The sequence below is a fragment of the Burkholderia sp. SIMBA_051 genome (genome assembly GCF_046534915.1).
Classification (GTDB): Bacteria; Pseudomonadota; Gammaproteobacteria; order Burkholderiales; family Burkholderiaceae; genus Burkholderia; species Burkholderia ambifaria.
This window is the reverse complement of sequence record NZ_JAWRXS010000001.1, coordinates 744,399-769,195: the sequence shown is the minus strand read 5'-3', so window position 1 is coordinate 769,195 and position 24,797 is coordinate 744,399. Positions and strand designations below refer to the sequence as shown.

Genomic DNA, 24,797 nt, shown 5'->3' with positions numbered 1-24,797 from the left:
GCGCAGGAATGCCTGCAGAGCGCTTTCGCGACGTGGGGTTTCGGGCGATGAAGCTGGCTTCCCGAACGACGATCATTCTTTCATTCGGGACATGCGATGACGATTCGGCCGAATGGCCGATCGCATCGGGGCGTGAGGACACACACCGTATGGAGGAGGGATTGCTCGTCGCGTCGAGCTATGCGGTCACCGAGTCGTGGAAGCCGGCCGACTTGCTTCACGCGTCGGGCACGTCCTTGTGCTCGCCGGTCGCGTATCCGGCGGGCGTGAACAATTTGCCGTCGGCCGACGGATAGCGCGCGGCCAGAGTGCGAGCACCTTCTCCGTGTGCTTGTCGCTCATCGTCACGATCACATCGGCATGCTTGATATCGTTCGCGTTCCGTCGCATCGAACGACGCGCGGAGACGGCATGGCGCCAAAGCCGCGCCCCACCGCCTCGATCACCGGCCTCACTACGCGGTCGCAGCCACCCGCTGCGCGGCAAACCCCGCCAGCGTCCGCAACGCGTCCCGCGCCGAGCGCAGATAGAACGCCTGCAGATGAAACACATGCCAGCGCGCGGCATGAATCTCCAGCCGACACGGCACGCCGCACGCGAGCGCATGCGCCGCCAGTCGCTGCGCATCCGACAGCAGCACTTCCTGGTCGCCGGCCTGCACCAGGATCGGCGGCAGCCCGCGCAAGTCGGTGTCGAGCGGGCCGCGCGGCGCTACCGAGCCGCTCCCGTGATACCAGCGCAACCCCTGTTCGAGCCAGCCGCGACGGATCATCGGATCGTCGTGGCGGCGCGACGCGAGCGTGTCGCCGCCCAGTGCCGGGTCGGTCACGGGCGAGATCAGCAGCAGCGCGGCGGCAGCCGGTTCGCCACGCTCGCGCAGCGCGATGGCGAGCGCCAGCGCGAGCGCGCCGCCAGCCGAATCGCCGGCAATCGCGATCCGGTGCGGCGCATAGCCCAGCGCGCGCAACGCATCGTATGCGGCCAGCGCGTCGTCGAGGGCCGCCGGGCTCGGATGCTCGGGCGCGAGCCGGTAGTCGGGCACCCACACCGGCAGGCCGGCTTCGGTCGCGAGCCGCGTCGTCACGCCGCGATGCGTGTGCGGGCCGCCGAGACAGAACGCGCCGCCGTGCAGGTAGAGGATCGCGCCGCCCGCGTCGCCGCGCTTCGGCGCGATCACTTCGACCGGCACGCCGGCGGCCGACGTCCGGTAACGCAGCGTGCCGCCCGCGCCCGGCATCAGCGGCGACAGCAGCGCGACGACGCGGCGCTGCATGCGCGCGCCGAACGGCGGCCCGATCAGCGGCCGGAACGCGACGCTCAGAAAGCCGCGCAGCGAGGCGGCGGCGAGCGCTTCCACGCGACCGGCGGGCGGCGCGACGACGGCGCCGTGCGTCGGCGTGGCCGTGCCGGGCAGCGGCTGCGTGAAGCGATACGCGGACAGCCCCGTGAAGCGCGTGATCCATCGATAGGTCAGCGTGAAGCCGGGCCAGTTCGTGCTGTTGTGGCCCGATGCATCGACATACCAGCTCTTGCAGCCGCTCCACACCGAACCCGCGAGCCGCTGCTGCACGTGCGCGTTGAAGCGCTGGTAGCGGCGCGGGTCGACGTCGATCGCCGTCGCGCCGTTGCGCCGCATCGCGCGCACGCAGCGCATCACGTGCGCGATCTGGCTCTCGAGCATGTAGACGATCGAGTTGTGGCCGAGGTTGGTGTTCGGGCCGTACAGCATGAAGAAGTTCGGGAAGCCCGGCACGGTGAGCCCGAGATACGCCTGCGCGCCACGCCGCCATGCATCGTTCAGGTCGAGCCCGTCGCGGCCGGTGATGCGCATCGGCGACAGGAACGCGGTCGCCGCGAAACCGGTGCCGTAGACGATCGCGTCGACCGGATGGTGCACGCCGTCGTCGGTTTCGATGCCGGTCTCGGTCACGCGCCGGATGCGCTGCGTGACGAGCTCGACGTTGTCGCGGTCGAGCGCGGCGAGATAGTCGCTCGACAGCAGGACCCGCTTGCAGCCGATCGGATAGTCGGGCGTGAGCTGCGCGCGCAGCGCCGGGTCGCGCACGTCGCGCGCGAGCAGCTTGCGGAACGGCCGGCCGACCGCGACATCCATCAACCCGTGCAGCCGCGTGAAGGCGATCGCACGCGACTCGTAGCGCAGGTAGATCGATGCGCGATGCAGCTTCATCGCCCACGGCAGCCGGCGAAACAGCGCCTGCTCCCACGGCCGATACGCGCGATCCGGACGCGGCATCACGTAGGCCGGCGAACGCTGGAACACGACGAGGCGCTCGACGTCGGCGGCGATCGCGGGCACGAACTGGATCGCCGATGCGCCGGTGCCGACCACCGCCACGCGCTTGCCGCCGAGCGGATAGTCGCGATCCCAGTGCGCGGAGTGGAAGGCACGGCCGCGGAACGTGTCGATGCCGGGCAGGTCGGGCATCGCGGGGCGGCTCAACTGGCCGGTGCCGCTGACGAGCACGGCGGCGCTGAGCGTCGTGCCGTCGGCGAGCGTGACGTGCCACAGCGCACGGGCCTCGTCATGCTGCGCGCGCTCGACCTCGGCGCCGAAACGCAGATGGCGTGCAAGACCGTACTTGCGCGCGCAGTGCTGCAGGTACGCATGGATTTCAGGTTGCGGCGCGAATACGCGCGACCAGTTCGGATTGGGTTCGAACGAGAACGAGTACAGATGCGAGGGCACGTCGCACGCGGCGCCCGGGTAGCGGTTGTCGCGCCACACGCCGCCGACGTCGTGCGAGCGTTCGACGATCACGAAGTCGTGAATGCCGGCGCGTTGCAGCGCGACGGCCATGCCGACGCCGGCGAAGCCGGCGCCGATGATGATCGCCGACAGCGGCGCGGCCGGTTCGGCGGGACGTGACGTTTCAGGCGACGACATGGCGAATCTCCTCGGGCTGGATCGCATCGTGCGGCGCGCACGCTGCATAAACGGGGTCGCGGTGCACCGGCGCGGCGGCCGGTTCGCGCGCCGTGTCGGCCGACGAGCATGCCGGCACGCGCCGCACGCCGCGGATCAGGTCGACGGCCTTCTCGGCGATCATGATCGTCGGCGCGTTGGTGTTGCCGCCGATCAGCGTCGGCATGATCGACGCGTCGACGATGCGCAGCCCCTGCAGGCCGTGCACGCGCAATTGCGGATCGACGACGGCGAGCGCGTCGCGCCCCATCCGGCAGGTGCCGACCGGGTGATACACGGTGTCGGTGCGCCGGCGCAGCACGTCGCGGATCTCGTCGTCGGTCGTGACGTTCGCGGTGAACAGGTCGCGGGTGATCCATTCGGCAAGCGCCGGTGCCGCCATCAGCCGGCGCGTGAGCCGGAAGCCGGCGACCATGTCGTCGAGGTCGCGCGGGTCGTCGAAGAACGCGGGGTCGATGCGCGGCGCGGCGAGCGGATCGGTGCCATGCAGCGTGACCGAGCCGCGGCTGCGCGGTCGCAGCAGGCACACGTGGCACGACAGCCCGTGGCCGACGTGCAGCCGGCGTGCGTGATCGTCGACGAGCGCGACGACGAAGTGCAGCTGGATGTCGGGCGCATCGAGACCGGCCCGCGTTTTAAGGAAGCCGCCGCCTTCCGCGAAATTCGACGTCAGCATCCCGCGCCGTTCGCGGCGAAAGCGCGCGAACTCGCGCAGCATGCGCAGGCCGCCGCGCACGGACACGCCCATCGTGTCGACGCTGCGTGTGCGGTAGCCGAGGATGAAGTCCGGATGATCCTGCAGGTTGCGGCCGACGCCGGGCAGGTCGGCGCGCACCGGAATGCCGAGCCGCTGCAGTTCGCCGGCCGGACCGACACCCGACAGCATCAGCAGCTGGGGCGTCTGCAGCGCGCCGGCCGCGAGCACGACTTCACGCCGGGCGTGCAGCGTGCGCACTTCGCCGTGTTGCCGCAGCTCGACACCCGTCGCACGCGTGCCGTCGAACAGGATGCGCAATACCTGCGCGTGCGTTTCGACCGTCAGGTTGTCGCGCCGGCCGACGTGCGGCAGCAAATACGCGCGCGCCGCGCTCCACCGCTCGCCGTGCTTCTGCGTGACCTGATAGATGCCGACGCCTTCCTGCTGCGCGCCGTTGAAGTCGTCGGTGAGCGGCAGGCCGGCCTGCCGCGCCGCTTCCAGATAGCGCGCATGGAACGGGTTGTCGGTGCGCAGGTCGCTGACCCACAGCGGGCCGTCGCGGCCGTGAAAGGCGTCGTCGAAGCGCTCGTTGTGCTCGCTCAGGCGGAAGTACGGCAGCACGTCGTCGTAGGACCAGCCTTCGTTGCCGAGCGCGGCCCAGCCGTCGTAATCGACGCGATGGCCGCGAATGTAGACCATCGCGTTGATCGCGGACGAACCGCCGAGTGCCTTGCCGCGCGGCTGATAGCCGATGCGCCCGCCGAGTCCGGGCTGCGGCACGGTGTCGAACGCCCAGTTGTTCACGCGGGTCGGCAGCATCTCGACCGAGCCGGTCGGCACGTTGACGACCGCGTTGTCGCCGCGGCCGCCGGCCTCGAGCACGCAGACGGTCACGGCCGGGTCCGCGGTCAGTCGCCCTGCGACGACGCATCCGCCCGAACCGCCGCCGACGACGATGTAGTCGAAAGTCTTGCTCAAGGAATCGTCTCCCGATGGTCGATGGATCATGCGATGCGCGGCAGCCACCGCGTCAGCGCGCGCAGGCGATCGAGCCGCGACAGGCGGATCGCGAGCGGCGGGGCGGGGTCGCGGGCGAATGCTTCGCGCTGGCGTTCGAAGCGGGCCGCGAGATCGGTCGGGCGACTCGGTCGCATGGTGTCTCCTCCGGGGGGCGTGGGTGTCGTTCAGGCGACGACTGATGACGCCGATGGTGCGGGCCGCATGGGAAAACACCAATGCTGCTTCGGGACAATTGTTTTAGTATTTGGGCCAAATCGGCGCTTCGAGGGTTTCTCCGCATGAGCTTCTGGGACTTCACCCGGAGTCCGGCCAGTGCCCGGCTGCTGGTCGATTTCGGCGACGAGCGCGGCGTGTCGCGCACGAAGCTGCTGGCCGGCACGGGCCTCGCGGACGCGCAGCTCGACGATCCGAACGTCGAGGTGACGGCCGCGCAGGAACTGCGGCTGACCGGCAATCTGCTGCGCGCGCTCGGGCGTGCGCCGGGCCTCGGGTTCGAGGTCGGGCAGCGCTATCACTTCTCCGCATACGGCGTGTGGGGCTACGGGCTGATCGCGAGCGCGACCACGCGCGACGCGCTGGCACTCGCGATGCGCTTCCTGCCGCTCACGTATGCGTTCACGGTGATCACGTACCGCGAGGAAGCGCATACGTGCGTGCTCAATTTCGGCGCGCCGGAGCTCGATGCCGACCTGAGCCGGTTCCTCGTCGAACGCGACATGACGGCCGCCGTCGTGCTGCTGCAGGAAATCGGCGGCGACGATTTCGCGTTGTCGCGCTTCACGATGCAGGCCGCGAGCGCGGCGAGCGCATCCGCGTCCACACGCGCGCCCGCCCCGCGCATCGCCGGTGTCGAACCCGCGTTCGGCGCGCGTGCGAACAGCGTCGCGTTCGACCGCGGGTTTCTCGACCGGCCGCTGCCGCATGCGAACCCGCTGACGGTCTCGATGTGCGAGCAGATGTGCGTGCAGCTGGTCGAGGCGCGGCGCGCGCGGGTCGGCACGTCGGAGATGGTGCGGCAATACCTGACGGCGACGCCCGGCAACGTGCCGTTCTCGCTCGACGACATCGCGCGGCTGATGAACACGAGCCCGCGCACGCTGAAGCGCCGGCTGCAGGAGGAAGGCACGACGTTCCGCACGCTGCTCGCGCAGGCGCGCGGCGCGATGGCCGAGACGCTGCTCGGTGATGCGCACCTGTCGCTGACGGAAGTCGCCGAGCGGCTCGGCTTCAGCGACCTGTCGAGTTTCTCGCAGGCGTTCAAGCGCTGGTATGGTGTGCCGCCGGGCACCTATCGCAGCGGCCTGCTGCGCGACGGCGCCCGCACCAACGCGGCGTAGCGCCACGCGCCTCCCCCAACCCTTTCGCGAGAGAACCCGCATGATCACGCTTCGCCCGATGACCGAAGACGACTTCCCCCGCTTCTGGCCCACCTACCACGCGATCGTCGCCGCGCAGGAGACCTACGCATTCGATCCGGCGCCGACGCGCGAAGCTGCCCGCGCGCTGTGGCTCGATGCGCCGCTGTGCACGTGGGTCGCCGAGGAGGACGGCGTGCTGCTCGGCTCGTACTACCTGAAGGCGAATGCGGCCGGGCCCGGCAATCACGTGTGCAACTGCGGCTATATGGTCGCCGAGGCCGCGCGCGGCAAGGGCGTCGCGCGCCTGATGTGCGAGCACTCGCAGCAGGTGGCGCGCGAACGCGGCTTCCTCGCGATGCAGTTCAACTCGGTGGTCGCGACGAACGACGTGGCGGTCGCGTTGTGGCAGAAGCTCGGCTTCGAGATCGTCGGCCGCTTGCCGCGCGCGTATCGTCATGCGCGGCTCGGCTTCGTCGATTGCCTCGTGATGTTCAAGTGGCTCGGCGACGCGGCGGCCGCCGAAGCCTGATTCCACGCTCAGACGGCGAACGCGCCGTCGAACACGACCTGCCCGTCGAACGCGAGCGTGCCGCGCGCGAAGATCAGGTCGAGGTGATGACTGCCGTTCGCGCCGCCGCCGAGGCCGAGATGCAGGCCCGGATGGCGTTCCTCGAACCCGGCGTTGCGGCCGTACAGCCCGCGGATGCCCAGGTTCGTGCCGATGCCGAATTCCTCGATGCGCCGGTGATTGTCGTGCCGGTCGAGATACGACGTGAAGTCGCGCCGGAAGCCCGCGTCGTCGCTGTCGAAATCGACGATCAGGCTGTCTTCGACATGCAGCGTCGCGAGCCGCTCCGCCACACGGTACTTGATCGCGAACGGCACGGTGCCGAGAAACGTACCGCTGAACACGATCGAGCCGTGCAGGTCGGTGACGTGCGTCGCGATTTCGCCGGGCACGACGTCGAGATTGCCCATCCCGTCCACGCTCGTCCATTTCTGGTCCGGCGCGAGCGAGCCGGTCAGCGTGTTGCCGGCTTCGTCGATGAAGCTGATCTCTGACGCGCGAGAGGCCGCGTCGATCAGCCGGCCGTTGCGCGCGGCGATGTCGTCGAGCGATTCGGCGAACGCCTCGTCGAGATGCGGGCCGTAATCCTTGAACAGTACCGACTTGCTCCAGTGCTCGACGATCGCGGGACGGATCGCGGCCAGGAACGGCGGGCCGCTCGGTGACGGCGTCGGCAGGCACGAAGAGTCGTACAGCAGCACGAACAGGTCGGCGTGCGAGAGTGCGGCGGTGATTTCCGCGGGCGGGGTGCTTTCGAGGCAGAGGGTGGTCGCGTCGAGCGAGTCGGGCAGGGCGGAAAACGCGCGCAATGCGGTGTCGCGGTTGCGGGTGTCGTAGCCGACCAGCAGTTGTCCCGTCTCGCCGCGTGCGAGTTTGTCGCGCAGCGCGGGGTGAAAGCCCAGCGCGCGATGCAGGTTCAGCATGCGTGTCTCCGGAAGCGGCGGAAGGGCCGCAGCCCTTCCGCGAGAACGGGCTGGCCGCTCAGACCGGCCAGAGCGCGGTGCCGAACGGCACCACGGCATCCTCGACCATCATGTCGACGGCTTCGGGGTGCGTGTCTTCCTGCATCCAGTCAAGCAATTCGATTTGCCGGGTTTCCTGCATGTCAATTCTCCTGTGGTGAACATGAGTGATTCAACATGAAAGCGCGGTAAAGGGATTACCGCCCTCATCCGGAATTTTTTGAATACCGGGCGAGTGGCGTCGATATTAGTCTGACGATTTACCGAATGCAATGCGTCGCAAGGTTTTTAGCCAAAGCATGCTAAACAAGCGAGTTCGCTGCACATCGTGCGATCGACGCGAGTGAATCGAATTTCGACGGCCGCGATTTTTTATTGAATATCAGGGCATGATCGATAAATCGATTCGCGTGATTTTTTAAATCCGGAGTCCAATTGCATCGATCGTTTCGTTTTTTATCATTCGCGAACGATGGATGCGTCGCCGGGCCGTTACCGGTTTCAACCCAGCAGCGCCTTGCCGAGCGGCTTGACGGGCTAGTTTGCGGGCGACGTACGGTATCGCTGCTGACGGTGCAAGCAGCGCTCGTCGGCCGGTCAAGTATCATCGGTCGATCGGCGCACCGGGTCGAGCAGTCGGGACCGGCGCCCGCCATAACACGGAATCCACAGCGACGACGTCACGGCCCACGGCCCATGGCAGTCAAAGCCGCGTCGGCGTTGCGGAACCCAGGCCCCGGGCATCGGCCCGGGTCGGCCTCGAAAAACGACGATGGAGACACCGCGATGCGCGCAGCACCGCAACCGGAGCACGCCGGCCGAGCACGGCCGGACGCGAGCGCCACCGAACCCGACCGCATGGCCGCATGGCGGCTCGCGATCTGCCTGTCGCTCGGCAGCGCGATCGCGCTCGGCCTCGCACGCTTCTCGTATGCACTGCTGTTGCCGCCGATGAAGGCCGATCTCGGCTGGACCTTCGCGCAGGCCGGCGCGCTGAACACCGCGAACGCGGCCGGCTACCTGATCGGCGCGCTCATTTTCCCGTTCCTGTCGCGGCGCTGGCGCACGGGCACGCTGCTGGCGGCCGGCTGCGCGCTGACCGCGCTGCTGATGGCCGCATGCGGGCTCACGTCCGGGATGAACGCGCTGCTCGTGGAGCGGCTCGCGACGGGCGTCGGCAGCGCGCTGATCTTCATCAGCGGCGGCGTGCTGGCCGCGCGGCTCGCGTCTGCTGCGCCGCGCGATGCGGGGCTCCTGCTCGGGCTTTATTACGGCGGCACGGGGTGGGGCATCGTCGCGTCGTCGCTGCTCGTGCCGGCGACGCTCGTGCCTCGCGCGCATGGCTGGCAACCCGCGTGGTTCGCGCTCGCGTTCGGGTGCGTGCTGTTCTCCGCTGTAGCCGTGTCGGCGGCACGCCGCATCGAGCGCGCGCACGCGGCACCGGCCGCGCCGCGCGACGGCATCGCGCCGGCCGCCACCGCGCATCCCGCGCGCTTCGCACTCGCGCTCGCGGGCTACGGACTGTTCGGCGTCGGCTATATCGGCTACATGACATTCATCGTCGCGCTGCTGCGCGGCGCGGGGATGAGCGGGACGGTCGTGTCCGCGTTCTACGTGACGCTTGGCGTCGCGACCGTCGTGTCGGCGCGGCTGTGGTCGGGGCTGCTCGACCGGATGCGCGGCGGCCAGGCGCTGGCCGTGCTCAACGCGCTGCTCGGCGTCGCGACGCTGATGCCGGCGCTGTTCGTGCATCCGGCGGCCGCGTTCGCGTCGGGCGTGCTGTTCGGCGCGACGTTCCTGTCGGCGGTCGCGGCGACCACCGCGTTCGTGCGTCACAACCTGCCGCCGGAAGGCTGGGCGAAAGGCATCAGCGCGTTCACGACGGTCTTCGCGTTCGGGCAGATCGCCGGCCCCGTCGCGATCGGCTGGGTGTCGGACAGCGCGGGACTCGCGCGCGGGCTCGTGTATTCGGCACTGACGCTGTTCGCGGGTGCGGCGCTCGCGGCCGGGCAGCGCGCGCTGCGGGCGTCCTAGGGTCTGTTCATGCCGATCAAGGACGGGCTTGCGAACGTGTGTTGCCGGTCGTCAGCGGCAGGTCACCGCACACAGGCCGTGCGCGACACGCGATGAAACGCGCGGCTGAAGTAGATGAGGCTGTCGCCGTCGTGGCGCACACGAATCGACGTCGCCTCGATGAACATCACCGAATGCGAGCCGACTTCCTTCATCTCGGCGATCGTCCCCTGCAGGCTCGCGAGCGCGTCGCGCAGCACGGGCACGTCCTGCTCGCCGCGATCCCACACCGGCAGCTCGAAGCGGCGCTCCATCGGCAACTCGGTGAGCCCCGCGAAATGCCGCGCGAGCAGTTCGTGCTCGGCCGGCAGCACGTTGATGCACACGTGCCGATTGCGCTCGAAGATCGCGTGCATCGCGCTCGACCGGTTCAGGCACACGAGCAGCGTCGGCGGCGCATCGGTGACGGAACAGACGGCGCTCGCGGTGATTCCGCACCGGCCGTGCGGCCCGGCGGTGGTGATCACGTTGACGGCCGCGCCGAGGTGGGCCATCGCTTGCCGGAAGGCCTTTTGCGCGTCGGTCGGTTCGGCGCGCGCCGGTTGCGGGGTGTCGGTCGTGGCGGACATGGGCGCTCCTGATTGGATGAGTGCGGCGATCGTGCATGGTATCGATGCGGCATCGGATCGTCGACGATGATCCAAGCGTACGTCACGAAAAAGCCGGCGAACATTCGCACGATTGATGCCGAAGCTGGCGTTCCCGCCAACGCGTCTAAAGGTTCTACCTAGATGCGCGGCGCGGCGCGCGAAAAAAAGTGCGATCGGGCGTTCGCGCGGCACGTGAAGGGGTATTCAGCGCATTTTCGGCTCGTTATGATGTGCCGCATACCCCCGACGAACGACGCTTGCGTGACATGCGGCGCGTGCGATACCGATACCGATATTTTGCGAGACACCCCGATGACGTCACCCGCTCCGATCGTATACATCGTCGACGACGACAGCGGCATGCGGACGTCGCTCGCGTGGTTGCTCGAATCGGTCGGCATCACGTCCGAAGGATTCGCGAATGCCGCCGATTTTCTCGCGCGCTTCGACGTGAACCTGCCCGCGTGCCTGGTGCTCGACGTGCGGATGCCGGAGAAAAGCGGGTTCGACGTGCAGGCGGAGCTGAATGCGCGCGGCGCGACGCTGCCGGTGATCTTCGTCAGCGGGCACGGCGACATTCCGATGTCGGTGCGCGCGCTGCAGAACGGCGCGATCGACTTCGTCGAGAAGCCGTACAACTCGCAGCAGATGCTCGAGCGCGTGCAACGCGCGCTGCGGCTCGCGCAGCAGCGGCACGCGGTCGACCGGCATCACCGCGAGCTGCGCCAGCGGCTCGATGCGCTGACCGCGCGCGAGAAGGAAGTCCTGCGCGGCGTCGTCGACGGCAAGGGCAGCAAGCAGATCGCGTCGGACCTGTCGATCAGCGTGAAGACCGTCGACGTGCATCGGGCGAGCATCAAGGAGAAGCTCGGCGCGACGTCGATCGCCGCGCTCGTGCGCGACGTGATGGTCGTGTGGGGCGGCGACAACGAAACGCCGCGCTAGCTGCTGGCTAGCTGCGCGAATGCGCGCCGAAGCGCGCCACGTTCAACGCTCAACGCATGTACAACCCGCCGTTGATGTCCCAGCATGCGCCGTTCGCGAAATGCGCGTCGCCCGACGCGAGCAGCACCGCCGCATCCGCGACGAAACCGGCCGAGCCGAGCTTGCCGCCCGGCAGGCTCGCGAGCACCTGCCGCAGCTTTTCCGGCGCGACGCTCTCGTACACGATCGGCAAGTCGAGCGGGCCCGGCGAGATCGCGTTGACGGTCACGCCGTGCGCGGCGAGATCGCGCGCGAATACCTTGGTCAGCGTCAGCGTGCCGCCTTTGGCTGCCGCATAGTGCGCGCCCGTCGCCGAGCCGCCGTTCTGTCCGGCGAGCGACGCGATGTTGACGATGCGGCCCGCGCCGCGCGTCGCGAAGTACTGGCCGAATACCTGGCAACCGAACAGCACGCTGCGCAGGTTCACGTCGATCACCTGATCGAACTGCTCGGCCGTGATCTCCATCGCGGGCACGACCTTCGACGCGCCGGCATTGTTGACGAGCACGTCGATCGTGCCCCAGCGCGCGACGAGCGCATCGCGCGCGGCTTCGAAGTCGCGCTTCAACGTGACGTCGAGCGGCAGCGCGATCGCGCGTTCGCCGCTCGGGTCGAGTTCGCGCGCGTGCGCTTGAATGGCGTCGGCGGCGATGTCGGCCAGCGCGACGCGATAGCCGGCCGCGTGAAAGCGTTCGGCGATGACGGCGCCGAGCCCGCGCGCGGCGCCGGTGACGAGGACGACTCGATCTGACATGGTGCGTGATTCCCTGGTTCGCGGGCGCATGGCCGAAGCGGCGCCCGCATCGTGGTTCATGCGGCGAGCGCCGCCTCGAAGTGCGCGGCGACGGCGCACACCTGTTCGTCCGCACCCTTGCGTCCGACGATCTGCAAGCCGGCCTTCAGCGGCGTTCCCGCAAGCGGCAGCGGCAGGCTGAGCGCCGGGTGACCGCTCAGGTTGAACGGCCGGATCAGCGACGACATCGCAATCACCGACACACCGTCGCGTGCCTGCTGAAGCGTGATCGGCAACGCGGGCAGCGTCGGCAGCACCAGCACGTCCGCATGTTCGAGCGCGGCATCGACCTGCGCGGTGAAGCGCGCGCGCACGGCTTCGGCTTCGTCGAGCGCGGCCGGTGTCGTCGTCGCGGCCGTGCGCAGCCGCGCATCGAGATCGGCGCCGAGCTTGCCGGTCGCGACGAGATGACCGAACGCGCGCGACGTTTCCGCGTTGATGACGGCGAGCCCCGCCGCGAACGCGGCAGGCAGCTCGTCGAGCACGGCTTCGCGCACGCGCAGGCCCGACGCGCGCAGCGCCGTGTCGAGCGCGGCGACGATGGCCGCGTCGGCATCGACGATCACGTGCGCGATCGTGCAGCCGGCAACGGGCGCGGCTGCACGCGCGCGGTCGAAGCCCGGTGCGATGGCGGCCATCACGGCCGCGAGCGTATCGACGTCGCGCGCGAACGGCCCGACGCAATCGAGCGTGGTGTCGGCGGGCGCGACGCCGCGCCGCGACACGCGGCCGAACGTCGGCTTGAGCCCGGCCACGCCGCAGCAGGCGGCCGGCCCGCGAATCGAGCCGCCGGTGTCGGTGCCGAGTGCGGTGTCGACGACGCCGAGCCCGACGAGCGACGCCGAGCCGCTCGACGAGCCGCCCGGAATGCGCGTCGGATCCTGCGGATTGACTGGTGTGCCGGTGTAGTCGTTGATGCCGGTCATGCCGAACGCGAGCTCGTGCATGTTCGCCTTGCCGGCGATCTGCCAGCCGGCGTCGAGCAGCAGGCGGACCACGTCCGCGTGCCGCGCGGCGGGCGGCGCATCGGCGAGCGCGCGGCTGGCCGCGCGGGTCGGATGGCCGGCGATGTCGATCGTGTCCTTGATCGCGATCGTCGGGCCCGGGCCGCCCAGCGTGAAGGTGTCGATGAAGCCTGTCATGGTGCGATGGCGCGCGAGCGCAGTGAAGAGGTTCAAGGCCGCGACGCGGCGGCGAGCGGCCACGGGCCGTCGAGCACGCGCTCGGTGCGGAAATGGCGGATCAGCCACGCGGTGCCGCCGTCGGCCGGCGCGAAATCGACGGTCAGCCGCGCGGCGATCAGCTCGGCCGTGCCGTCCACATGGCGCGACGCCTGCAGCATGATCCAGCGGCCGCGCGCGGTCGCGAGATCGGCGCCGACGTCGATCGACTCCGACGTCAGGAAGTGCAGGTTCGCCGCGAAATGCGGCTCGGGCGGCAGATAGCGGCGCAGCATCGCGACGATCGCGTCCGTGCCTTCGAGGCGGCCGAACTTCCGCGCGTACTGCGGGCCGATGCCTTCCCACACCGCATCGGCCGTGAACAGCGCGGCGAGCGCCGGGCCGTCGCCGGCATCCTCGGGCACGTCGCACAGCGCCATGTAGCGCGTGATCGTCGCGCGCACCGCGCGTTCTGCGTCGAGCGTCGCCACGCGCCGTTCAAGTGCTCCGAGCGTTTCAAGCACTTCGATCGAGCGGGCCGAATCGGAGCCGGTCATCGCGCGCCTCACGACGCGGGGCGCGCGGCCGGCGGCACGGTCAGCGCACGGCCGACCCGCGCCTCGATCTTGCCGTAGCGCCACAGGTTGTATTCGCCGACGGGCGTCGTGCGATACAGGTTGCAGACCGCGACCGTCGTGTCGAAGTCGGCGACGTCGGCCATGATGTAGAACGTCCACGGCGCGCCGTCGGCCTGGCCGACGACGAGGCGGTCGTCATCCATCACGCCGAGCACGCGCACGCCGGGCATCGCCTCGACGGCGGCGAGCATCGCGCCGTACGCTTGCCACACTTCGCCGATCTTCTCGCGCGGCAGGTCGAAGAAGTTTTGCGACACGCCGCAGCAGAACAGCACGCGCAGCGGCAGCGGATTCGAATCGGACATGACAGGTTCTCCTGAAGAATGGGTTGAGCGGCGTCGCGGCGAAGCGACGCGAATTACAGATAGCCGGGAAACGGCGTGACGCCGGTGAACACCGCGCCCGCGCCGTCGAAGTTGCCTTCGCCGAGAAACGCGTGCTGCGTGACGACCATCGCGTCGCGCAGCAGGCGCTGCAGCGGATGCGTGCGATAGATCGCGGCCGTGCCGCCGAGGCGATACGCGCGCTCGACGACGCTCGCGCCTTCGCGGGCGATGTGCGTGGCGGCGAGCCTCAGCAGGCTGACCTGCTCGGGCGTGACGGGGTTCCCCGCGAGGATCGATTGCCAGACCGAGTCGGTCGCGTCGTAGAAGAACGCGCGCGCCGAGCGCAACTGCGCTTCGGCCTTCGCGAGCTCGATGCGGAAATACGCGCGGTCGGCGAGGCGCGGCGCGCCGGTGGTCGTCTGGCGGCCGCCCGACATCCGGTTCGCGACGTCGAGCGCCGCGCGGGCCAGCCCGAGGTTGACCACGGCGAGCACCTGCGCCGCATACGCGACGGTCGGATAGCGGTACAGCGGCTCGTCGACGGTTGCCTCGCCGCCGCGCACGAAGGTCCACGCTTCGGGCACGAAGCGATCGTCGACGCGCAGGTCGTGGCTGCCGGTGCCCTGCATGCCGACCACGCTCCAGTTCTCGACGATCTCGACGTCGGCGGCACGGAACACGGCCGTGCGCGGCTTGTTCGGCGCGGCGTCCTGCGCGCCGGGCACCGCGATGCCGACGCCGAGCCAGTCGGCGCCCTTGCAGCCGCTCGCGAATTTCCACGTGCCGTTCACGCGCCAGCCGCCGGGGGCCGCCTGCGCCGGCTGCACCGGGAACAGCCCGCCCGCGAACACCTGGTCGGGGCCGCTCGCGTACAGCTCGGCCTGCGTGGCGAGCGGCAGCGCGGCGAGATAGACGTTGGCCGAGCCGAAGCTTGCGACCCACGCGGCCGACCCGTCGGCGGTCGCGATCCGCTCGATCATGTCGAGGAACGCGCCCGGCGCGAGCGCGTCGCCGCCGAAGCGGCGCGGCGTGCCCGCGCGATAGATGCCGGCTTCCTTGAACAGCGCGATCACGTCGCGCGGCACGTGCGACAGGCGGTCGAATTCGTCGCGGCGCGCGGCCACGGTCTCGATCACGGCGTCGAGCGGCGACACCCGCGCGGCCGCTTCACGGACCGCGTGCGGCGAGGGGGACGCGGCGTCGATGGCGAGGGCGGCGTTGGGCATGGCGGTCTCCTGGGGATGGGGTTCGGTTGCGGGGGCAAGACGATGCATGGGCCTAGTCTAGAAACGTCGAAAACCCGCAGCAATTGGTGCGTAGGGCCGCGTGACTGGTGTCGCTCCGTGCCGGACTAAAGAAATCTTCAGATGCGGGCCGCGCACGCCGGTGCTATGTTGGACATCCGGTCGCGCGACGCCGCGCGCCTTCATCCGAATCCGATCATGAGTTTTCCCGACGAAGACGATTTCCACCGGCTGCTCGACGCATTGACCACCTGCGTGCTGCTGCACGACGCGCAGACCCGGGCGATCGTGTGGGCGAACCGCGCCGCGTGCATCGCGCTCGGTTTTTCCGTCGAGGAGCTGCTGCCGCTGAAGGCGCAGGACATGACGCGTCCCGAACCGAAATACCGCCGCGAGATCGCCGTAAGCGCGTGGGATCGCGCGCTCGTCGACGGCCCGCAGGTGTACGAGTGGTGCTACCGGTCGCGCACGGGCGTCGACATGCTGTCGGAGGCGACCGCCACCTACGTGCCGCTGCGCGGGCGCGACGTCGTGATGGTGCAGTTCCGCGACATCAGCGCGGAAGAGGCGGTGCGCCAGCAACTGCGCCGCTACGAGGCGCGGCTGCGCGAGTTCATGCAGGATCTCGACGAAGGGATCGCGGTCGTCACGCCACAGAGCCGCGTGCAGTTCATCAGCGAGTCGGGCCGGCGCGTGCTCGGGCTCGCGCCGGACGAAGCGCTCGGCGAGGTGCTCGACTACTGCAGCGCGGCCGACCGCGACCGGCTCGTCGCGCAGCTGCGCGATGCGCCGTCGGCGTGCCCGTCCGAGCCGCAGCGCTACCGGATCGTGCGGCGCGACGGTTCGACGTGCTGGCTGCGCATCCTGTGCCGGCAGGTCGAGATCGAAGGCGATCTCGACGGGCTGCTCGTGCAGTTTCGCGACGTGAGCGACGAAGTCGCGGTCGAGGACGCACGGCGTGCGGAAGCGCGCATGCTCGAATACGCGGGCCGCTACAACGCGATGGGCGAGATGGCGAGCGTGATTGCGCACGAGCTGAGCCAGCCGCTCGCGGCCGTGCGCAACTTCATCGAGGGCGCGGTGCGGCGGCTGAATGCGCGCGGCGCCGTCGACGATGCGATCTGGGGGCTGCGCAGCGCGGACCGGCAGGCCGAGCATGCGGCGCTGATCATCAAGAGCGTGCGCGAGTTCATCGTGAAGCGCGAGCCGGTCGTCGCGCTCGCCGACCTGCGCGAGATCCTCGCCGACGTCGCGTATTTCATCGAGCTGCGTGCGAAGGAGGCGGGCGTGACGGTCGCGATCGTGCAGGCCGATGCGCCGCTGCCGATCCGCTGCGAGCGTGTGCTGATCGGGCAGGTGGTGCTCAACCTCGCCTTCAACGCGATCGAGGCGTTCGCCGGCTGCGAGCGCACGCCGCGCACGCTGACGCTCGGCACCGCGAACGTCGACGGGCAGGCGGAACTGCGCGCGATCGACAACGGCCCCGGTGTCGCCGAAGGGGCGCACGACCGGCTGTTCGACGGCTTCTCGTCGTCGAAGGCCGGCGGCAACGGGATCGGGCTGTCGCTGTGCAAGAGCATCGTCACGCGTCACGGCGGCCGCATCGGCGCGAGCCCGGCCGCAGGCGGCGGGCTCGACTGTCGCGTGACGCTGCCGCTCGCCGACGCGCAGGCGTAGCCGCCGCGTTGCTTCATGTGCGTCACGGCATGACTGCGACGCGCGGCACACGATCAGCGTCCCAACGCCCGCGCGGTCTGGCCGCCGATCCCGAAGTCGGTGTTCGGGATGTCCTTGATGATCACGCGCGTCGCCTGCAACGGCGCATCGAGCACGTTCGCGCCGGCGTCCGACAGCGCGGCGATCAGCGCGCGTTTCTGTTCGTCGGTGCGCCCGGCGATCAGGATCGCGACGATCACCGGCAGCGACGGCGGCGCGCCGTCCGCGGCCGTGCGCCCGCCGAGGCCGATATGGGTCGCGGGCAATTCAGTGAGCAGCACGCGCACCGATTCGATCGGCGCGCCGATCGCGTCGACGGTCGCGCCGGACAGCCGCGCGATCAGCTCGGCCTTGCGTGCATCGTCGTGGCCGGCCGGCAGGAAAACTTCGAGTGTGGGCATGGTCGTCCGGAAAGGTGAAGGTGACCGGTTCACCGTTGCGCTGGCGGCGGCGAACCGGTGGCCGTTTGCAGGTGAAGGTGACCGGCTCACCGTTGCGCTGGCGATGGCGAACCGATGGCCGCTTGCAGGTGAAGGCGACTGGCTCACCGTCGCGCAGGCGGCGGCGAACCGGCCGCGCGTTACAGCAGGAAGCCGATCGCGCTGAGCGCTTCGGTCGAGTCGATCAGGCGCACGACCTTCTCGGCGATGCGCATCTCGCCTTCGGCATCGACGTGCAGCTTGTGCGTGACGTCGGCCGCGAACAGCGTCGCGACGCCGCGCTTGTACGCGACGACGACCTGCGCGGATTTCAGCTCGACGATGCCGGCGCTGCTGCTTTCCAGCGTGAAGCGCGACACGGTGCGCACCGTGCGCGCCGCGTCGCTTGCCGACGCCGAGTAACCGGACAGCATCCGCTGCACGCGCTTCTCGCGCATGTCCTGGTCGTCGAACACGTAGTTCAGCGTCGCCGCGAAATCGGTGGCGTCGGGATCGATCGGCACCACGTAGTGGCCGGCCGGATCCCACAGGTCGAGCCACGCGCGATAGTCGCGGCGGTCGAGCAACTCGGCTTCGCGCCACACGAATTCGACCGCGCGGGCGAAGGTCTGCTGCGAGAAAAGGGCGTTGCGGTCGTCCATCATGCTTGCTCCATCAACTTGCGCCATTGCTGGTAGGCCTCGCGCATGCCGGTCTCGTCGGTCGCATGCGCGGTCTTTTCGCCGTTCGCGGCGGTCGTCTCGCGGTTCAGCCCGCGGTTCACGAGGATCGGCACGTCGGGGCCCGCATGCGCGCCGCGCTGCACGCGCTCCCACGCTTCCGCGTCGTCGGGGCTGCCGAAGCCGAACGGGCCCTGAAAGTGCTCGTGGATGCGCAGCCGCTCGCGGTTCGCTTCGTCGGGGCCGCCGTCCATCGCGAGCGCGACGTGGCGGATCTCGGTTTCGTTCGCGGAAATCGGCCGCAGCACGCGGAAGAACGCCATCGACAGCGCGAGGTTCGGAAACAGGTTCAGGTTGAAGCCGACGCCCAGCAGCGAGCGCACGATGCGGCGCACTTCGTCCGGCGCGTGGCGCTCGGCGAGTTTTGCCGCGAGCGGCGCGAAGCGCTCGGGCAGCGGCGCGCCGTCGTCTTCGTCGAGATCGATCAGCTCGGGCATCAACACCGCGAGGCTGTGGCCGTTGCCGAGCGCGCGACAGAACGCGTGCTCGCTCGTCATGAAGCTCGTGATCGCGGCGGCTGTTTCATCGTCGATCGACTTCATCCACGACTTGTGCACGACCGGGAAGTGATAGAGATCCGTCGTGTTCTCGAGCTGGATCTTCCAGTTGCCCTTGAACTTGAACTTGTGCTCGCCGTTCGCCTTGATCGGGTAGCCGGCGCCCTGCTTCATGAACAGGTCGATCCACGGCTTCGCGCCGCCGAGGAAATCCTCGAGCGGTTCGACGTCGTCGTTGAAGCTCGCGAAGATCAGCCCTTGATACACGCCGACGCGCAGCTTCACGAGCGGCAGGTCGCCCTTCTCGCACACGCCTTCGTAGCCGTCGCCGTACGGCAGCGCGCGCAGCGTGCCGTCGAGCGCGTACGACCAGCTGTGATACGGGCACGTGAAGCCCTTCGCGTTGCCCTTGTGCGATTCGCACACGGTCGCGCCGCGGTGGCGGCAGCGGTTCTGCAGCACGTTGACCTCGCCGGTCTTGTCGCGCACGACGATCACCGGCTGGCGGCCGATCGTCGTCGTGATGAAGTCGCCCGGGTTCGGCAATTCGCTGTCGTGCGCGACCCAGATCCAGGTGCGGTAGAAGATGCGGTCGAGCTCGGCCTCGAACAGCGCGGGGTCGTGATACATCGCGGGCGCGATGCGGTCGGGCTGCGCGAGGCCATGCAACGCGCGGGTGTCGATCGTCTGGTAGGGAATGTCGCTCATCGTCGTCGTGGGGAAAGAGTCGCGAAGTCGGGCCGCGCTGTGCGCAGCGTCGGGAGACCAGTCTCGGCTTCTGCTACATATCCGTCAAATTGATCTAAAATTGCTGATCAAATAAATACGGCAAATGATGGAGGTCACGATGACATCGGTCGATCATCTCGATCTGAACCTGTTGCGGGTGTTCCAGGCGATCGTCGAGGAGCGCAGCCTGACCAAGGCCGGCGAGCGGCTCGCGTTGTCGCAGCCGGCCGTCAGCTATTCGCTCGGGCGGCTGCGCACGCTGTTCGACGATCCGCTGTTCGTGCGCACGCGCGCGGGAATGCAGCCCACGCCGGTCGCGCTCGAACTCGCGGGGATCGTCGGCAAGGCGCTCGACATGGTGCGGGCCGCGCTGCGCTATGCGGAGCGTTTCGATCCGGCGTCGAGCACGCGCACGTTCCGGCTGTCGCTGTCGGATGCGGGCGAGATGGCGTACCTGCCGGCGATCTGCCAGGCGCTGCGCGAGCGCGCGCCGCGCGTGACGCTGAGCGTGCACCCGCTGCCGGTGGAGGAGATCGAGGAGGCGCTGCGCGCGAGCCGGCTGGACTTCGCGATCGGCAACCTGCCGGAGCTGATGCCGCGCACGCGCCACCAGGTGCTGTTCGAGGAAACCTACGTGTGCATGACGGGCCGCCGGCGCGGGTTGCCGGCCGGCGCGGCGCTGAGCCTCGAGCAGTTCGTGCGCGCCGCGCACGTCAACGTGAAATCGGTCGAGCACAGCCACCACGCGCTCGACGACGCCTTGCGCGCGCAGGGCGTGGGCCGCAACATCGCGCTCGAAGTGCCGCACTTCGTCGCGCTGCCGAGCGTGCTGTCGGTCACCGATCTCTACGCGACGCTGCCGAGGCGGCTCGCGCAGATCCTGAACCGCGGCAATGCGTTCCGGCTGTACGACCTGCCGGTGACGCTGCCGCCCGCGCCGGTCACGATGCACTGGCACGAGCACTTTCACGAGGACGAGGGCATCGCGTGGATGCGCGCGCTGCTCGCCGAGATCGTCGAGCATTTCGACGAAGCGTGAGCGCGGGGGCGGGCCGACGCGACGCACTCGCGCATCGACGCGTCAGTGCACCAGCGCATCCGAGATCGACGCGCGGGCCGTCGCGATGCACTCGCGCATCGTCGCGTCAGTGCATCGGCGCATCCGAGATCGAGCGCGGGCCGACGCGAGCGCACCCGCGCATCATCGCCGTCAGCTCATCAGCGCATCAAAGATCGAGGACGAGCACCGCCGAGCGCGCACGCGACACGCAGCAGCAGATCACCGTATTGCTCGCGCGCTCGGCCTTGCTGAGGCAGTGGTCGCGATGATCGGGCTCGCCGTCGAGCACCGGCACCATGCAGGTGCCGCACACGCCTTCGCCGCATGACGTGTCAACCTCGATGCCGATGCGCGCGAGCGCGTCGACGATCGACGTGTCGGGCGCGACGCGCACCGATTGCCCGCTGCGCTGCAGCCGCACTTCGAAGCCTTCCGCCGGCGCGGCATCCGTGGCGGCATCGGCCGCGGCCGGTTCCGCCGCGAAGCGTTCGAGATGAATCGCGTCCTCGGGAATCCTCATTGACGCCGCCGCGACGACCGCATCCATGAACGGGCCGGGGCCGCACGTGTACACATGCGCGTGCGCGTCGATCGCTTCGACGCAGCGGCCAAGCTCGGCCGCCAGCGCGTCGGGCTCGATGCCGTAATGGAACGTCACGTGCGCGGCGAACGGGGCGGCTGACAGTTCGTCGACGAAGGCCGCGTGTTCACGGCTGCGCGCGAAGTAGTGCAACCGGTAGCGCGCGCCGCGCTGCTCGAGTGCATACGCCATCGACAGCAGCGGCGTGATGCCGATCCCGGCCGCGATCAGCACATGTTCGCTCGCGTCGTCCGTCAGACGAAACAGGTTGCGCGGCGCGCCGATTGACAACTCCGCGCCGATGCACACGTCGTCGTGCAGCGAGCGCGAGCCGCCGCGCGACCGTGCTTCCTTCTTCACCGCGAACAGATAGCTGCCGCGCTCGTCGGGGCGGCCGCACAGCGAATACTGCCGCGTGACGCCGGACGGCGCGGTGACGTCGATATGGGCGCCCGGCTCGTACGCGTCGAACGGCTGGCCGTCGACGCGCGAGACCCGGAAACAGCGGATGTCCTGCGCCGCGTCGATCAGCGCATCGATCCGGACCTGGTGGCGGTTCGCTTGCATGGGTGTTCCGTGGGGTAGGGAAGAAACCGGCGCGGCGGATACCGCGCCGTCATGCAGCCGAGAATAGGGATGGGCATCGAATAAATCAAATCGATAAAAAAGCGATGCCGGAATCAGTGGGATGGATAATTGAACCGCGGCCCGATCGTCGCGCGCTCAGCGTGCGGCGACCGCGTTGCCGCCGTCGACGGCCGCATTGGCGGCGTTGACCGACGCAGCCGCATGGCCGCGCTCGCGTTCGAGACTGCGGCGGTACTGCCGGCATCCGGCTGCCAGCAGCAGCGCGGCGAGCGTGGCGGCGACGACGTTGACGATCGACATCGAATGGCCGACCGCCGCCGGCGCGCCGAACACGCGATCGGTAAACAGCGCGACGACGGTCGTGCCGATGCCGAGTGCGATCAGGTTCGACACGAGCAGGAACAGCGCGGAGATCTGCGCGCGCATCTGGTTCGGCGCGAGCGTCTGCATCGCGGCGGTCGATGTCGGCATCGGGAACGACGCGAAGAACATCGCGACGACGAGCATCGCGAGCGACGCCGGCAGGCTGTCGAGCTGCGTGAACAGCGTCGCGGGAATCACCATGCACGCGGCGCCGATCGCGCCGGCGCGCATCGGCGCATCACTGCGTCCGCGGCGCAGCAGCCAGTCGTTGAGCCAGCCGCCGCAGAACACGCCGGCCGTGTTCGCGACCAGCAGTACGATGCCGAGCGTGTAGCCGGCTTCGACGGCCGTCATCCCGAAGTGGCGGATATAGAACGCGGGCGTCCAGCTCAGCAGGCAGTACAGCGTCATCGCATAGAACGAGAAGCCGAGGTAGTGGCACGTGAAGGTCGCGCGATGCGTGCCGACGAAGCGCAGCGAATCGCGCATCGACACGCGCCGCACGGCGCCCGAGCGATCCTGCGCGAGCCCCTTGCGCTGCGGGTCGCGCACGGTCGCGGCGAACAGCAGCGCGACGAAGATCCCCGGCAGCCCGACGATCAGGAACGTGACCTGCCATGCGTGCACCTGCCCGACGAGCGGCAGCGTGAACGCGCTCGCGTGCTTGAGCAGCGCGATCACGTAGCCGCCGATCAGGAACGCGACGCCGCCGCCGATGAACGAGCCGAGCGAATACACGGCGATCGCGCGGCCGAGCTTCTCCTTCGGGAAGTAGTCGGCGAGCATCGAATACGCGCCGGGCGACAGCGCGGCCTCCCCGACGCCGACCCCCATGCGCGCGATGAACATCTGCACGAACTGCTGGCTGAGCCCGCACGCGGCGGTCGCGACGCTCCACAGCGCGATGCCGAGCGCGATGATGCGCGGGCGCGCGTAGCGATCGGCGAGATACGCGACGGGCAGCCCCATTACCGCGTAGAACAGCGAGAACGCGAAGCCGTTGAGCAGGCTGAATTGCGTGTCGGTCAGGTGCAGGTCGCGCTTGATCGGTTCGATCATCAGGACGAGCACCTGTCGGTCGACGAACGAAAAGACGTACGCGAGCATGCAGATGACGACGACATACCATTCGTACGTATAGCGCTTGCCGTCGGCAGCGCGGGCCGTGGGTGCGGACATGCGGATTCTCCAGGAGCGGGCGGTGGAAAGGCGCGGCGCCGGCCTCGCGGGCCGGGCGCCGTCGCGGCGCGAAAGCGTGCGGGTGACACGTGTCGGAGACGCAGCGTAGTCGGCCAAATTCGGCCGCCATAGCCGGAGTGACAGCCGCGCCACACGGACCTTTACCGACCCGGATAAAGAAAACACCGAGGCCGTGCGTGCGGGGCGGCGCGCAGCGCGCGTGCGACGGGGCCCGCGCGCATCATGCGGCGCATCTATAAGCGTTATAGAGCGGATTGCGTCGACGTCCGAAATTGTCGTTCCTAGACTCGGCCCGGTTTTGATCGGCAGTGTTCGCACGAGATCGCGAACGCGTTTCACATCGAGCGGCGCGACGCCGACCGGCGCCGGAATGACTACGGGACGACGAAGATGAACCATCCGAACGGGCGGGCCGACCGGCTTGCCGTACCGCGTGCCACGCTGGTTGCCGCGCTCCTGGCGTGCGCGTCGCTGCCGGCCCTCGCGCAATCGAGCGTGACGCTCTACGGCCGCATCGACACCGCGATCGAATACGCGAACGCCGGGCCGAACCACGTGACGCGCATGGGCAGCGGCAACCTGTGGGCGTCGCAGTGGGGGTTGAAGGGCGTCGAGGATTTGGGCGGCGGCTACGCGGCCATCTTCAAGCTCGAGGACGGCTTCAACGCCGCGAGCGGCGCGCTGTCGAACAGCAGCGCACTGTTCGGCCGCGAGGCGTGGGTCGGCATCACCGGGCCGTTCGGCGGCGTGCAGTTCGGCGAGCTCTACACGATCCTGCACACCACGCTCGTCACGTACAGCCTGCCCGGTCTCGGCGCGGGCCTCGCGTGGGGCAACGCGACGAACAACTTCGTCGGGCCCGCGTTCCTGCGCGTGCGCAACTCGATGCGCTACACGTCGCCGCGCTATGCCGGATTCCTGCTCCGCGCGATGGCCGCGCGCGGAACCAACGGCGCGGCCGGCCAGCCGGCGACGCTCGGCGATACGTACGGCGCGGGCCTCAACTACGCGCGCGGCGGGTTGTCGATCGACGTCGACTACATGCAGCAGAAGTTCAGCCCAGTCGCCGCATCCGCGCTCGGCACAACGAGTACGACCGCGAACGGCAACTACACGCTCGGCGCGATCTCGTACGACTTCAGCGTCGTGAAGATCGCCGCGCTGTACATGCGCCATCGCGGCGGCCCCGACGTCGCGGCCGCGATCGACAGCCAGAGTGCGTATCCGCATAGCGACACGATGGAGCTCAGCGCGACGGTGCCGATCGGACGCGCGTCGCTGCTGCTGAGCATCGGCCACTACCGGAAGGTCGCGGACAGCGACGGCAACGCCGATTCGTACGGCATCCGCTTCGACTATCCGTTGTCGAAGCGCACGGTGCTGTACACGGGCGCGGCGATGGTGCGCAACGGCGCGCATGCGCGCTTCGTCGTGAACGGCGCGGCGGGCGGCGGCGTCGCGGTCGCGAAACCCGGCGCGACCGCCAGCTCGATCGTCGCGGGCATCCTCACGTCGTTCTGAGCGCCGAGATTTGCCCCTGGCCGCCTG

General features: G+C 69.2%; 24 protein-coding genes. 8 read left to right on the top strand and 16 right to left on the bottom strand.

The features are described from left to right. Positions 1-149 precede the first annotated feature (149 nt). Positions 150-296 (top strand): hypothetical protein, encoded by a 147-nt coding sequence (locus SB771_RS03365; RefSeq protein ID WP_175662316.1) that lies wholly within the window; start codon positions 150-152, stop codon positions 294-296. 158 nt (positions 297-454) lie between these two features. On the opposite strand, the gene SB771_RS03360 is transcribed toward SB771_RS03365, so the two are convergent. Genes SB771_RS03360 through SB771_RS03350 form a run of 3 tightly spaced genes read right to left on the bottom strand, consistent with a single transcriptional unit; the run spans position 455 to position 4,795 of the window. Next, positions 455-2,905: an alpha/beta hydrolase fold domain-containing protein gene (locus tag SB771_RS03360; protein WP_175662315.1), complete on the bottom strand. Its 2,451-nt coding sequence runs from the start codon at positions 2,903-2,905 to the stop codon at positions 455-457. Beyond that, positions 2,892-4,619, bottom strand: coding sequence for a GMC family oxidoreductase (locus tag SB771_RS03355; RefSeq protein ID WP_175662314.1), 1,728 nt, complete (start codon positions 4,617-4,619; stop codon positions 2,892-2,894). The genes SB771_RS03360 and SB771_RS03355 overlap by 14 nt, the downstream gene beginning before the upstream one ends. Before the next feature lie 26 nt (positions 4,620-4,645). After that, positions 4,646-4,795, bottom strand: coding sequence for a hypothetical protein (locus tag SB771_RS03350; protein WP_175662313.1), 150 nt, complete (start codon positions 4,793-4,795; stop codon positions 4,646-4,648). A gap of 144 nt (positions 4,796-4,939) precedes the next feature. Between SB771_RS03350 and SB771_RS03345 the strand changes: the two genes are divergently transcribed. Further along, on the top strand, positions 4,940-5,998 hold the full coding sequence (locus SB771_RS03345) for an AraC family transcriptional regulator (protein WP_175662312.1): 1,059 nt from the start codon (positions 4,940-4,942) through the stop codon (positions 5,996-5,998). A 40-nt stretch (positions 5,999-6,038) separates the two neighbouring features. After that, positions 6,039-6,548: a GNAT family N-acetyltransferase gene (locus SB771_RS03340; protein WP_175662311.1), complete on the top strand. Its 510-nt coding sequence runs from the start codon at positions 6,039-6,041 to the stop codon at positions 6,546-6,548. An 8-nt stretch (positions 6,549-6,556) separates the two neighbouring features. Here the strand turns inward: SB771_RS03340 and SB771_RS03335 are convergent, their stop codons facing one another. Both SB771_RS03335 and SB771_RS03330 read right to left on the bottom strand, forming a co-directional pair. Continuing rightward, the gene (locus SB771_RS03335) at positions 6,557-7,510 is read right to left on the bottom strand and encodes a leucyl aminopeptidase (RefSeq protein WP_175662310.1); all 954 of its coding nucleotides are present in this window, start codon (positions 7,508-7,510) and stop codon (positions 6,557-6,559) included. A 58-nt stretch (positions 7,511-7,568) separates the two neighbouring features. Further along, positions 7,569-7,691: a hypothetical protein gene (locus tag SB771_RS03330; RefSeq protein WP_006752127.1), complete on the bottom strand. Its 123-nt coding sequence runs from the start codon at positions 7,689-7,691 to the stop codon at positions 7,569-7,571. A gap of 644 nt (positions 7,692-8,335) precedes the next feature. Between SB771_RS03330 and SB771_RS03325 the strand changes: the two genes are divergently transcribed. Then, positions 8,336-9,583 carry a YbfB/YjiJ family MFS transporter gene (locus SB771_RS03325; RefSeq protein WP_175662309.1) on the top strand — a complete coding sequence of 416 codons (1,248 nt, stop codon included), beginning with the start codon at positions 8,336-8,338 and terminating at the stop codon, positions 9,581-9,583. A gap of 62 nt (positions 9,584-9,645) precedes the next feature. Here SB771_RS03325 and hpaC read toward each other — a convergent pair whose 3' ends face one another. Continuing rightward, positions 9,646-10,191, bottom strand: coding sequence for a 4-hydroxyphenylacetate 3-monooxygenase, reductase component (gene hpaC, locus SB771_RS03320; protein ID WP_175662308.1), 546 nt, complete (start codon positions 10,189-10,191; stop codon positions 9,646-9,648). 333 nt (positions 10,192-10,524) lie between these two features. Here hpaC and SB771_RS03315 point away from each other — a divergent pair, with 333 nt between their 5' ends. Continuing rightward, positions 10,525-11,157 carry a response regulator transcription factor gene (locus SB771_RS03315; RefSeq protein WP_175662307.1) on the top strand — a complete coding sequence of 211 codons (633 nt, stop codon included), beginning with the start codon at positions 10,525-10,527 and terminating at the stop codon, positions 11,155-11,157. 49 nt (positions 11,158-11,206) lie between these two features. On the opposite strand, the gene SB771_RS03310 is transcribed toward SB771_RS03315, so the two are convergent. From SB771_RS03310 to SB771_RS03290, 5 genes are read right to left on the bottom strand one after another with little or no spacing between them, the layout of a single operon-like run. Then, positions 11,207-11,950 (bottom strand): SDR family NAD(P)-dependent oxidoreductase, encoded by a 744-nt coding sequence (locus SB771_RS03310; RefSeq protein ID WP_175662306.1) that lies wholly within the window; start codon positions 11,948-11,950, stop codon positions 11,207-11,209. Between the two features lie 56 nt (positions 11,951-12,006). Beyond that, the gene (locus tag SB771_RS03305; RefSeq protein WP_175662384.1) at positions 12,007-13,131 is read right to left on the bottom strand and encodes an amidase; all 1,125 of its coding nucleotides are present in this window, start codon (positions 13,129-13,131) and stop codon (positions 12,007-12,009) included. Between the two features lie 32 nt (positions 13,132-13,163). Continuing rightward, complete coding sequence (locus SB771_RS03300; protein ID WP_175662305.1) at positions 13,164-13,706, bottom strand: nuclear transport factor 2 family protein; 543 nt, start codon at positions 13,704-13,706, stop codon at positions 13,164-13,166. An 8-nt stretch (positions 13,707-13,714) separates the two neighbouring features. Beyond that, complete coding sequence (locus SB771_RS03295) at positions 13,715-14,092, bottom strand: hypothetical protein (protein WP_011660268.1); 378 nt, start codon at positions 14,090-14,092, stop codon at positions 13,715-13,717. 53 nt (positions 14,093-14,145) lie between these two features. Then, positions 14,146-15,339 (bottom strand): acyl-CoA dehydrogenase family protein, encoded by a 1,194-nt coding sequence (locus tag SB771_RS03290; protein WP_126226582.1) that lies wholly within the window; start codon positions 15,337-15,339, stop codon positions 14,146-14,148. 141 nt (positions 15,340-15,480) lie between these two features. On the opposite strand from SB771_RS03290, the gene SB771_RS03285 reads away from it, so the two are divergent. After that, positions 15,481-17,034 carry an ATP-binding protein gene (locus SB771_RS03285; RefSeq protein WP_175662304.1) on the top strand — a complete coding sequence of 518 codons (1,554 nt, stop codon included), beginning with the start codon at positions 15,481-15,483 and terminating at the stop codon, positions 17,032-17,034. Positions 17,035-17,087: 53 nt separating this feature from the next. On the opposite strand, the gene SB771_RS03280 is transcribed toward SB771_RS03285, so the two are convergent. The 3 genes from SB771_RS03280 to SB771_RS03270 all read right to left on the bottom strand — a co-directional run bounded on the left by SB771_RS03280 (position 17,088) and on the right by SB771_RS03270 (position 19,437). Further along, positions 17,088-17,474, bottom strand: coding sequence for a 2-hydroxymuconate tautomerase family protein (locus tag SB771_RS03280; protein ID WP_006752139.1), 387 nt, complete (start codon positions 17,472-17,474; stop codon positions 17,088-17,090). A 179-nt stretch (positions 17,475-17,653) separates the two neighbouring features. Next, the gene (locus tag SB771_RS03275) at positions 17,654-18,157 is read right to left on the bottom strand and encodes an aromatic-ring-hydroxylating dioxygenase subunit beta (protein WP_175662303.1); all 504 of its coding nucleotides are present in this window, start codon (positions 18,155-18,157) and stop codon (positions 17,654-17,656) included. Continuing rightward, on the bottom strand, positions 18,154-19,437 hold the full coding sequence (locus tag SB771_RS03270; protein WP_175662302.1) for an aromatic ring-hydroxylating oxygenase subunit alpha: 1,284 nt from the start codon (positions 19,435-19,437) through the stop codon (positions 18,154-18,156). Before SB771_RS03270 ends, SB771_RS03275 begins: the two co-directional genes overlap by 4 nt. Before the next feature lie 139 nt (positions 19,438-19,576). Between SB771_RS03270 and SB771_RS03265 the strand changes: the two genes are divergently transcribed. Continuing rightward, a complete protein-coding gene (locus tag SB771_RS03265; RefSeq protein ID WP_175662301.1) occupies positions 19,577-20,497 on the top strand; it encodes a LysR family transcriptional regulator in 921 nt (306 codons plus the stop codon). A gap of 187 nt (positions 20,498-20,684) precedes the next feature. Here the strand turns inward: SB771_RS03265 and SB771_RS03260 are convergent, their stop codons facing one another. Continuing rightward, positions 20,685-21,665 carry a PDR/VanB family oxidoreductase gene (locus SB771_RS03260; protein WP_175662300.1) on the bottom strand — a complete coding sequence of 327 codons (981 nt, stop codon included), beginning with the start codon at positions 21,663-21,665 and terminating at the stop codon, positions 20,685-20,687. 156 nt (positions 21,666-21,821) lie between these two features. After that, positions 21,822-23,228, bottom strand: coding sequence for a spinster family MFS transporter (locus SB771_RS03255; RefSeq protein WP_175662299.1), 1,407 nt, complete (start codon positions 23,226-23,228; stop codon positions 21,822-21,824). Positions 23,229-23,639: 411 nt separating this feature from the next. Here SB771_RS03255 and SB771_RS03250 point away from each other — a divergent pair, with 411 nt between their 5' ends. Continuing rightward, on the top strand, positions 23,640-24,770 hold the full coding sequence (locus SB771_RS03250) for a porin (protein ID WP_175662298.1): 1,131 nt from the start codon (positions 23,640-23,642) through the stop codon (positions 24,768-24,770). The last annotated feature ends 27 nt before the right edge of the window (positions 24,771-24,797 follow it).

Bases quoted from the DNA above. Each gene is read 5' to 3' on its own strand.
- SB771_RS03365 (WP_175662316.1), top strand. From the start codon at position 150: ATGGAGGAGGGATTGCTCGTCGCGTCGAGCTATGCGGTCACCGAGTCG.
- SB771_RS03360 (WP_175662315.1), bottom strand. From the start codon at position 2,905: ATGTCGTCGCCTGAAACGTCACGTCCCGCCGAACCGGCCGCGCCGCTG.
- SB771_RS03350 (WP_175662313.1), bottom strand. From the start codon at position 4,795: ATGCGACCGAGTCGCCCGACCGATCTCGCGGCCCGCTTCGAACGCCAG.
- SB771_RS03345 (WP_175662312.1), top strand. From the start codon at position 4,940: ATGAGCTTCTGGGACTTCACCCGGAGTCCGGCCAGTGCCCGGCTGCTG.
- SB771_RS03340 (WP_175662311.1), top strand. From the start codon at position 6,039: ATGATCACGCTTCGCCCGATGACCGAAGACGACTTCCCCCGCTTCTGG.
- SB771_RS03335 (WP_175662310.1), bottom strand. From the start codon at position 7,510: ATGCTGAACCTGCATCGCGCGCTGGGCTTTCACCCCGCGCTGCGCGAC.
- SB771_RS03330 (WP_006752127.1), bottom strand. From the start codon at position 7,691: ATGCAGGAAACCCGGCAAATCGAATTGCTTGACTGGATGCAGGAAGAC.
- SB771_RS03325 (WP_175662309.1), top strand. From the start codon at position 8,336: ATGCGCGCAGCACCGCAACCGGAGCACGCCGGCCGAGCACGGCCGGAC.
- hpaC (WP_175662308.1), bottom strand. From the start codon at position 10,191: ATGTCCGCCACGACCGACACCCCGCAACCGGCGCGCGCCGAACCGACC.
- SB771_RS03315 (WP_175662307.1), top strand. From the start codon at position 10,525: ATGACGTCACCCGCTCCGATCGTATACATCGTCGACGACGACAGCGGC.
- SB771_RS03310 (WP_175662306.1), bottom strand. From the start codon at position 11,950: ATGTCAGATCGAGTCGTCCTCGTCACCGGCGCCGCGCGCGGGCTCGGC.
- SB771_RS03305 (WP_175662384.1), bottom strand. From the start codon at position 13,131: ATGACAGGCTTCATCGACACCTTCACGCTGGGCGGCCCGGGCCCGACG.
- SB771_RS03300 (WP_175662305.1), bottom strand. From the start codon at position 13,706: ATGACCGGCTCCGATTCGGCCCGCTCGATCGAAGTGCTTGAAACGCTC.
- SB771_RS03295 (WP_011660268.1), bottom strand. From the start codon at position 14,092: ATGTCCGATTCGAATCCGCTGCCGCTGCGCGTGCTGTTCTGCTGCGGC.
- SB771_RS03290 (WP_126226582.1), bottom strand. From the start codon at position 15,339: ATGCCCAACGCCGCCCTCGCCATCGACGCCGCGTCCCCCTCGCCGCAC.
- SB771_RS03285 (WP_175662304.1), top strand. From the start codon at position 15,481: ATGCGGGCCGCGCACGCCGGTGCTATGTTGGACATCCGGTCGCGCGAC.
- SB771_RS03280 (WP_006752139.1), bottom strand. From the start codon at position 17,474: ATGCCCACACTCGAAGTTTTCCTGCCGGCCGGCCACGACGATGCACGC.
- SB771_RS03275 (WP_175662303.1), bottom strand. From the start codon at position 18,157: ATGATGGACGACCGCAACGCCCTTTTCTCGCAGCAGACCTTCGCCCGC.
- SB771_RS03270 (WP_175662302.1), bottom strand. From the start codon at position 19,437: ATGAGCGACATTCCCTACCAGACGATCGACACCCGCGCGTTGCATGGC.
- SB771_RS03265 (WP_175662301.1), top strand. From the start codon at position 19,577: ATGACATCGGTCGATCATCTCGATCTGAACCTGTTGCGGGTGTTCCAG.
- SB771_RS03260 (WP_175662300.1), bottom strand. From the start codon at position 21,665: ATGCAAGCGAACCGCCACCAGGTCCGGATCGATGCGCTGATCGACGCG.
- SB771_RS03255 (WP_175662299.1), bottom strand. From the start codon at position 23,228: ATGTCCGCACCCACGGCCCGCGCTGCCGACGGCAAGCGCTATACGTAC.
- SB771_RS03250 (WP_175662298.1), top strand. From the start codon at position 23,640: ATGAACCATCCGAACGGGCGGGCCGACCGGCTTGCCGTACCGCGTGCC.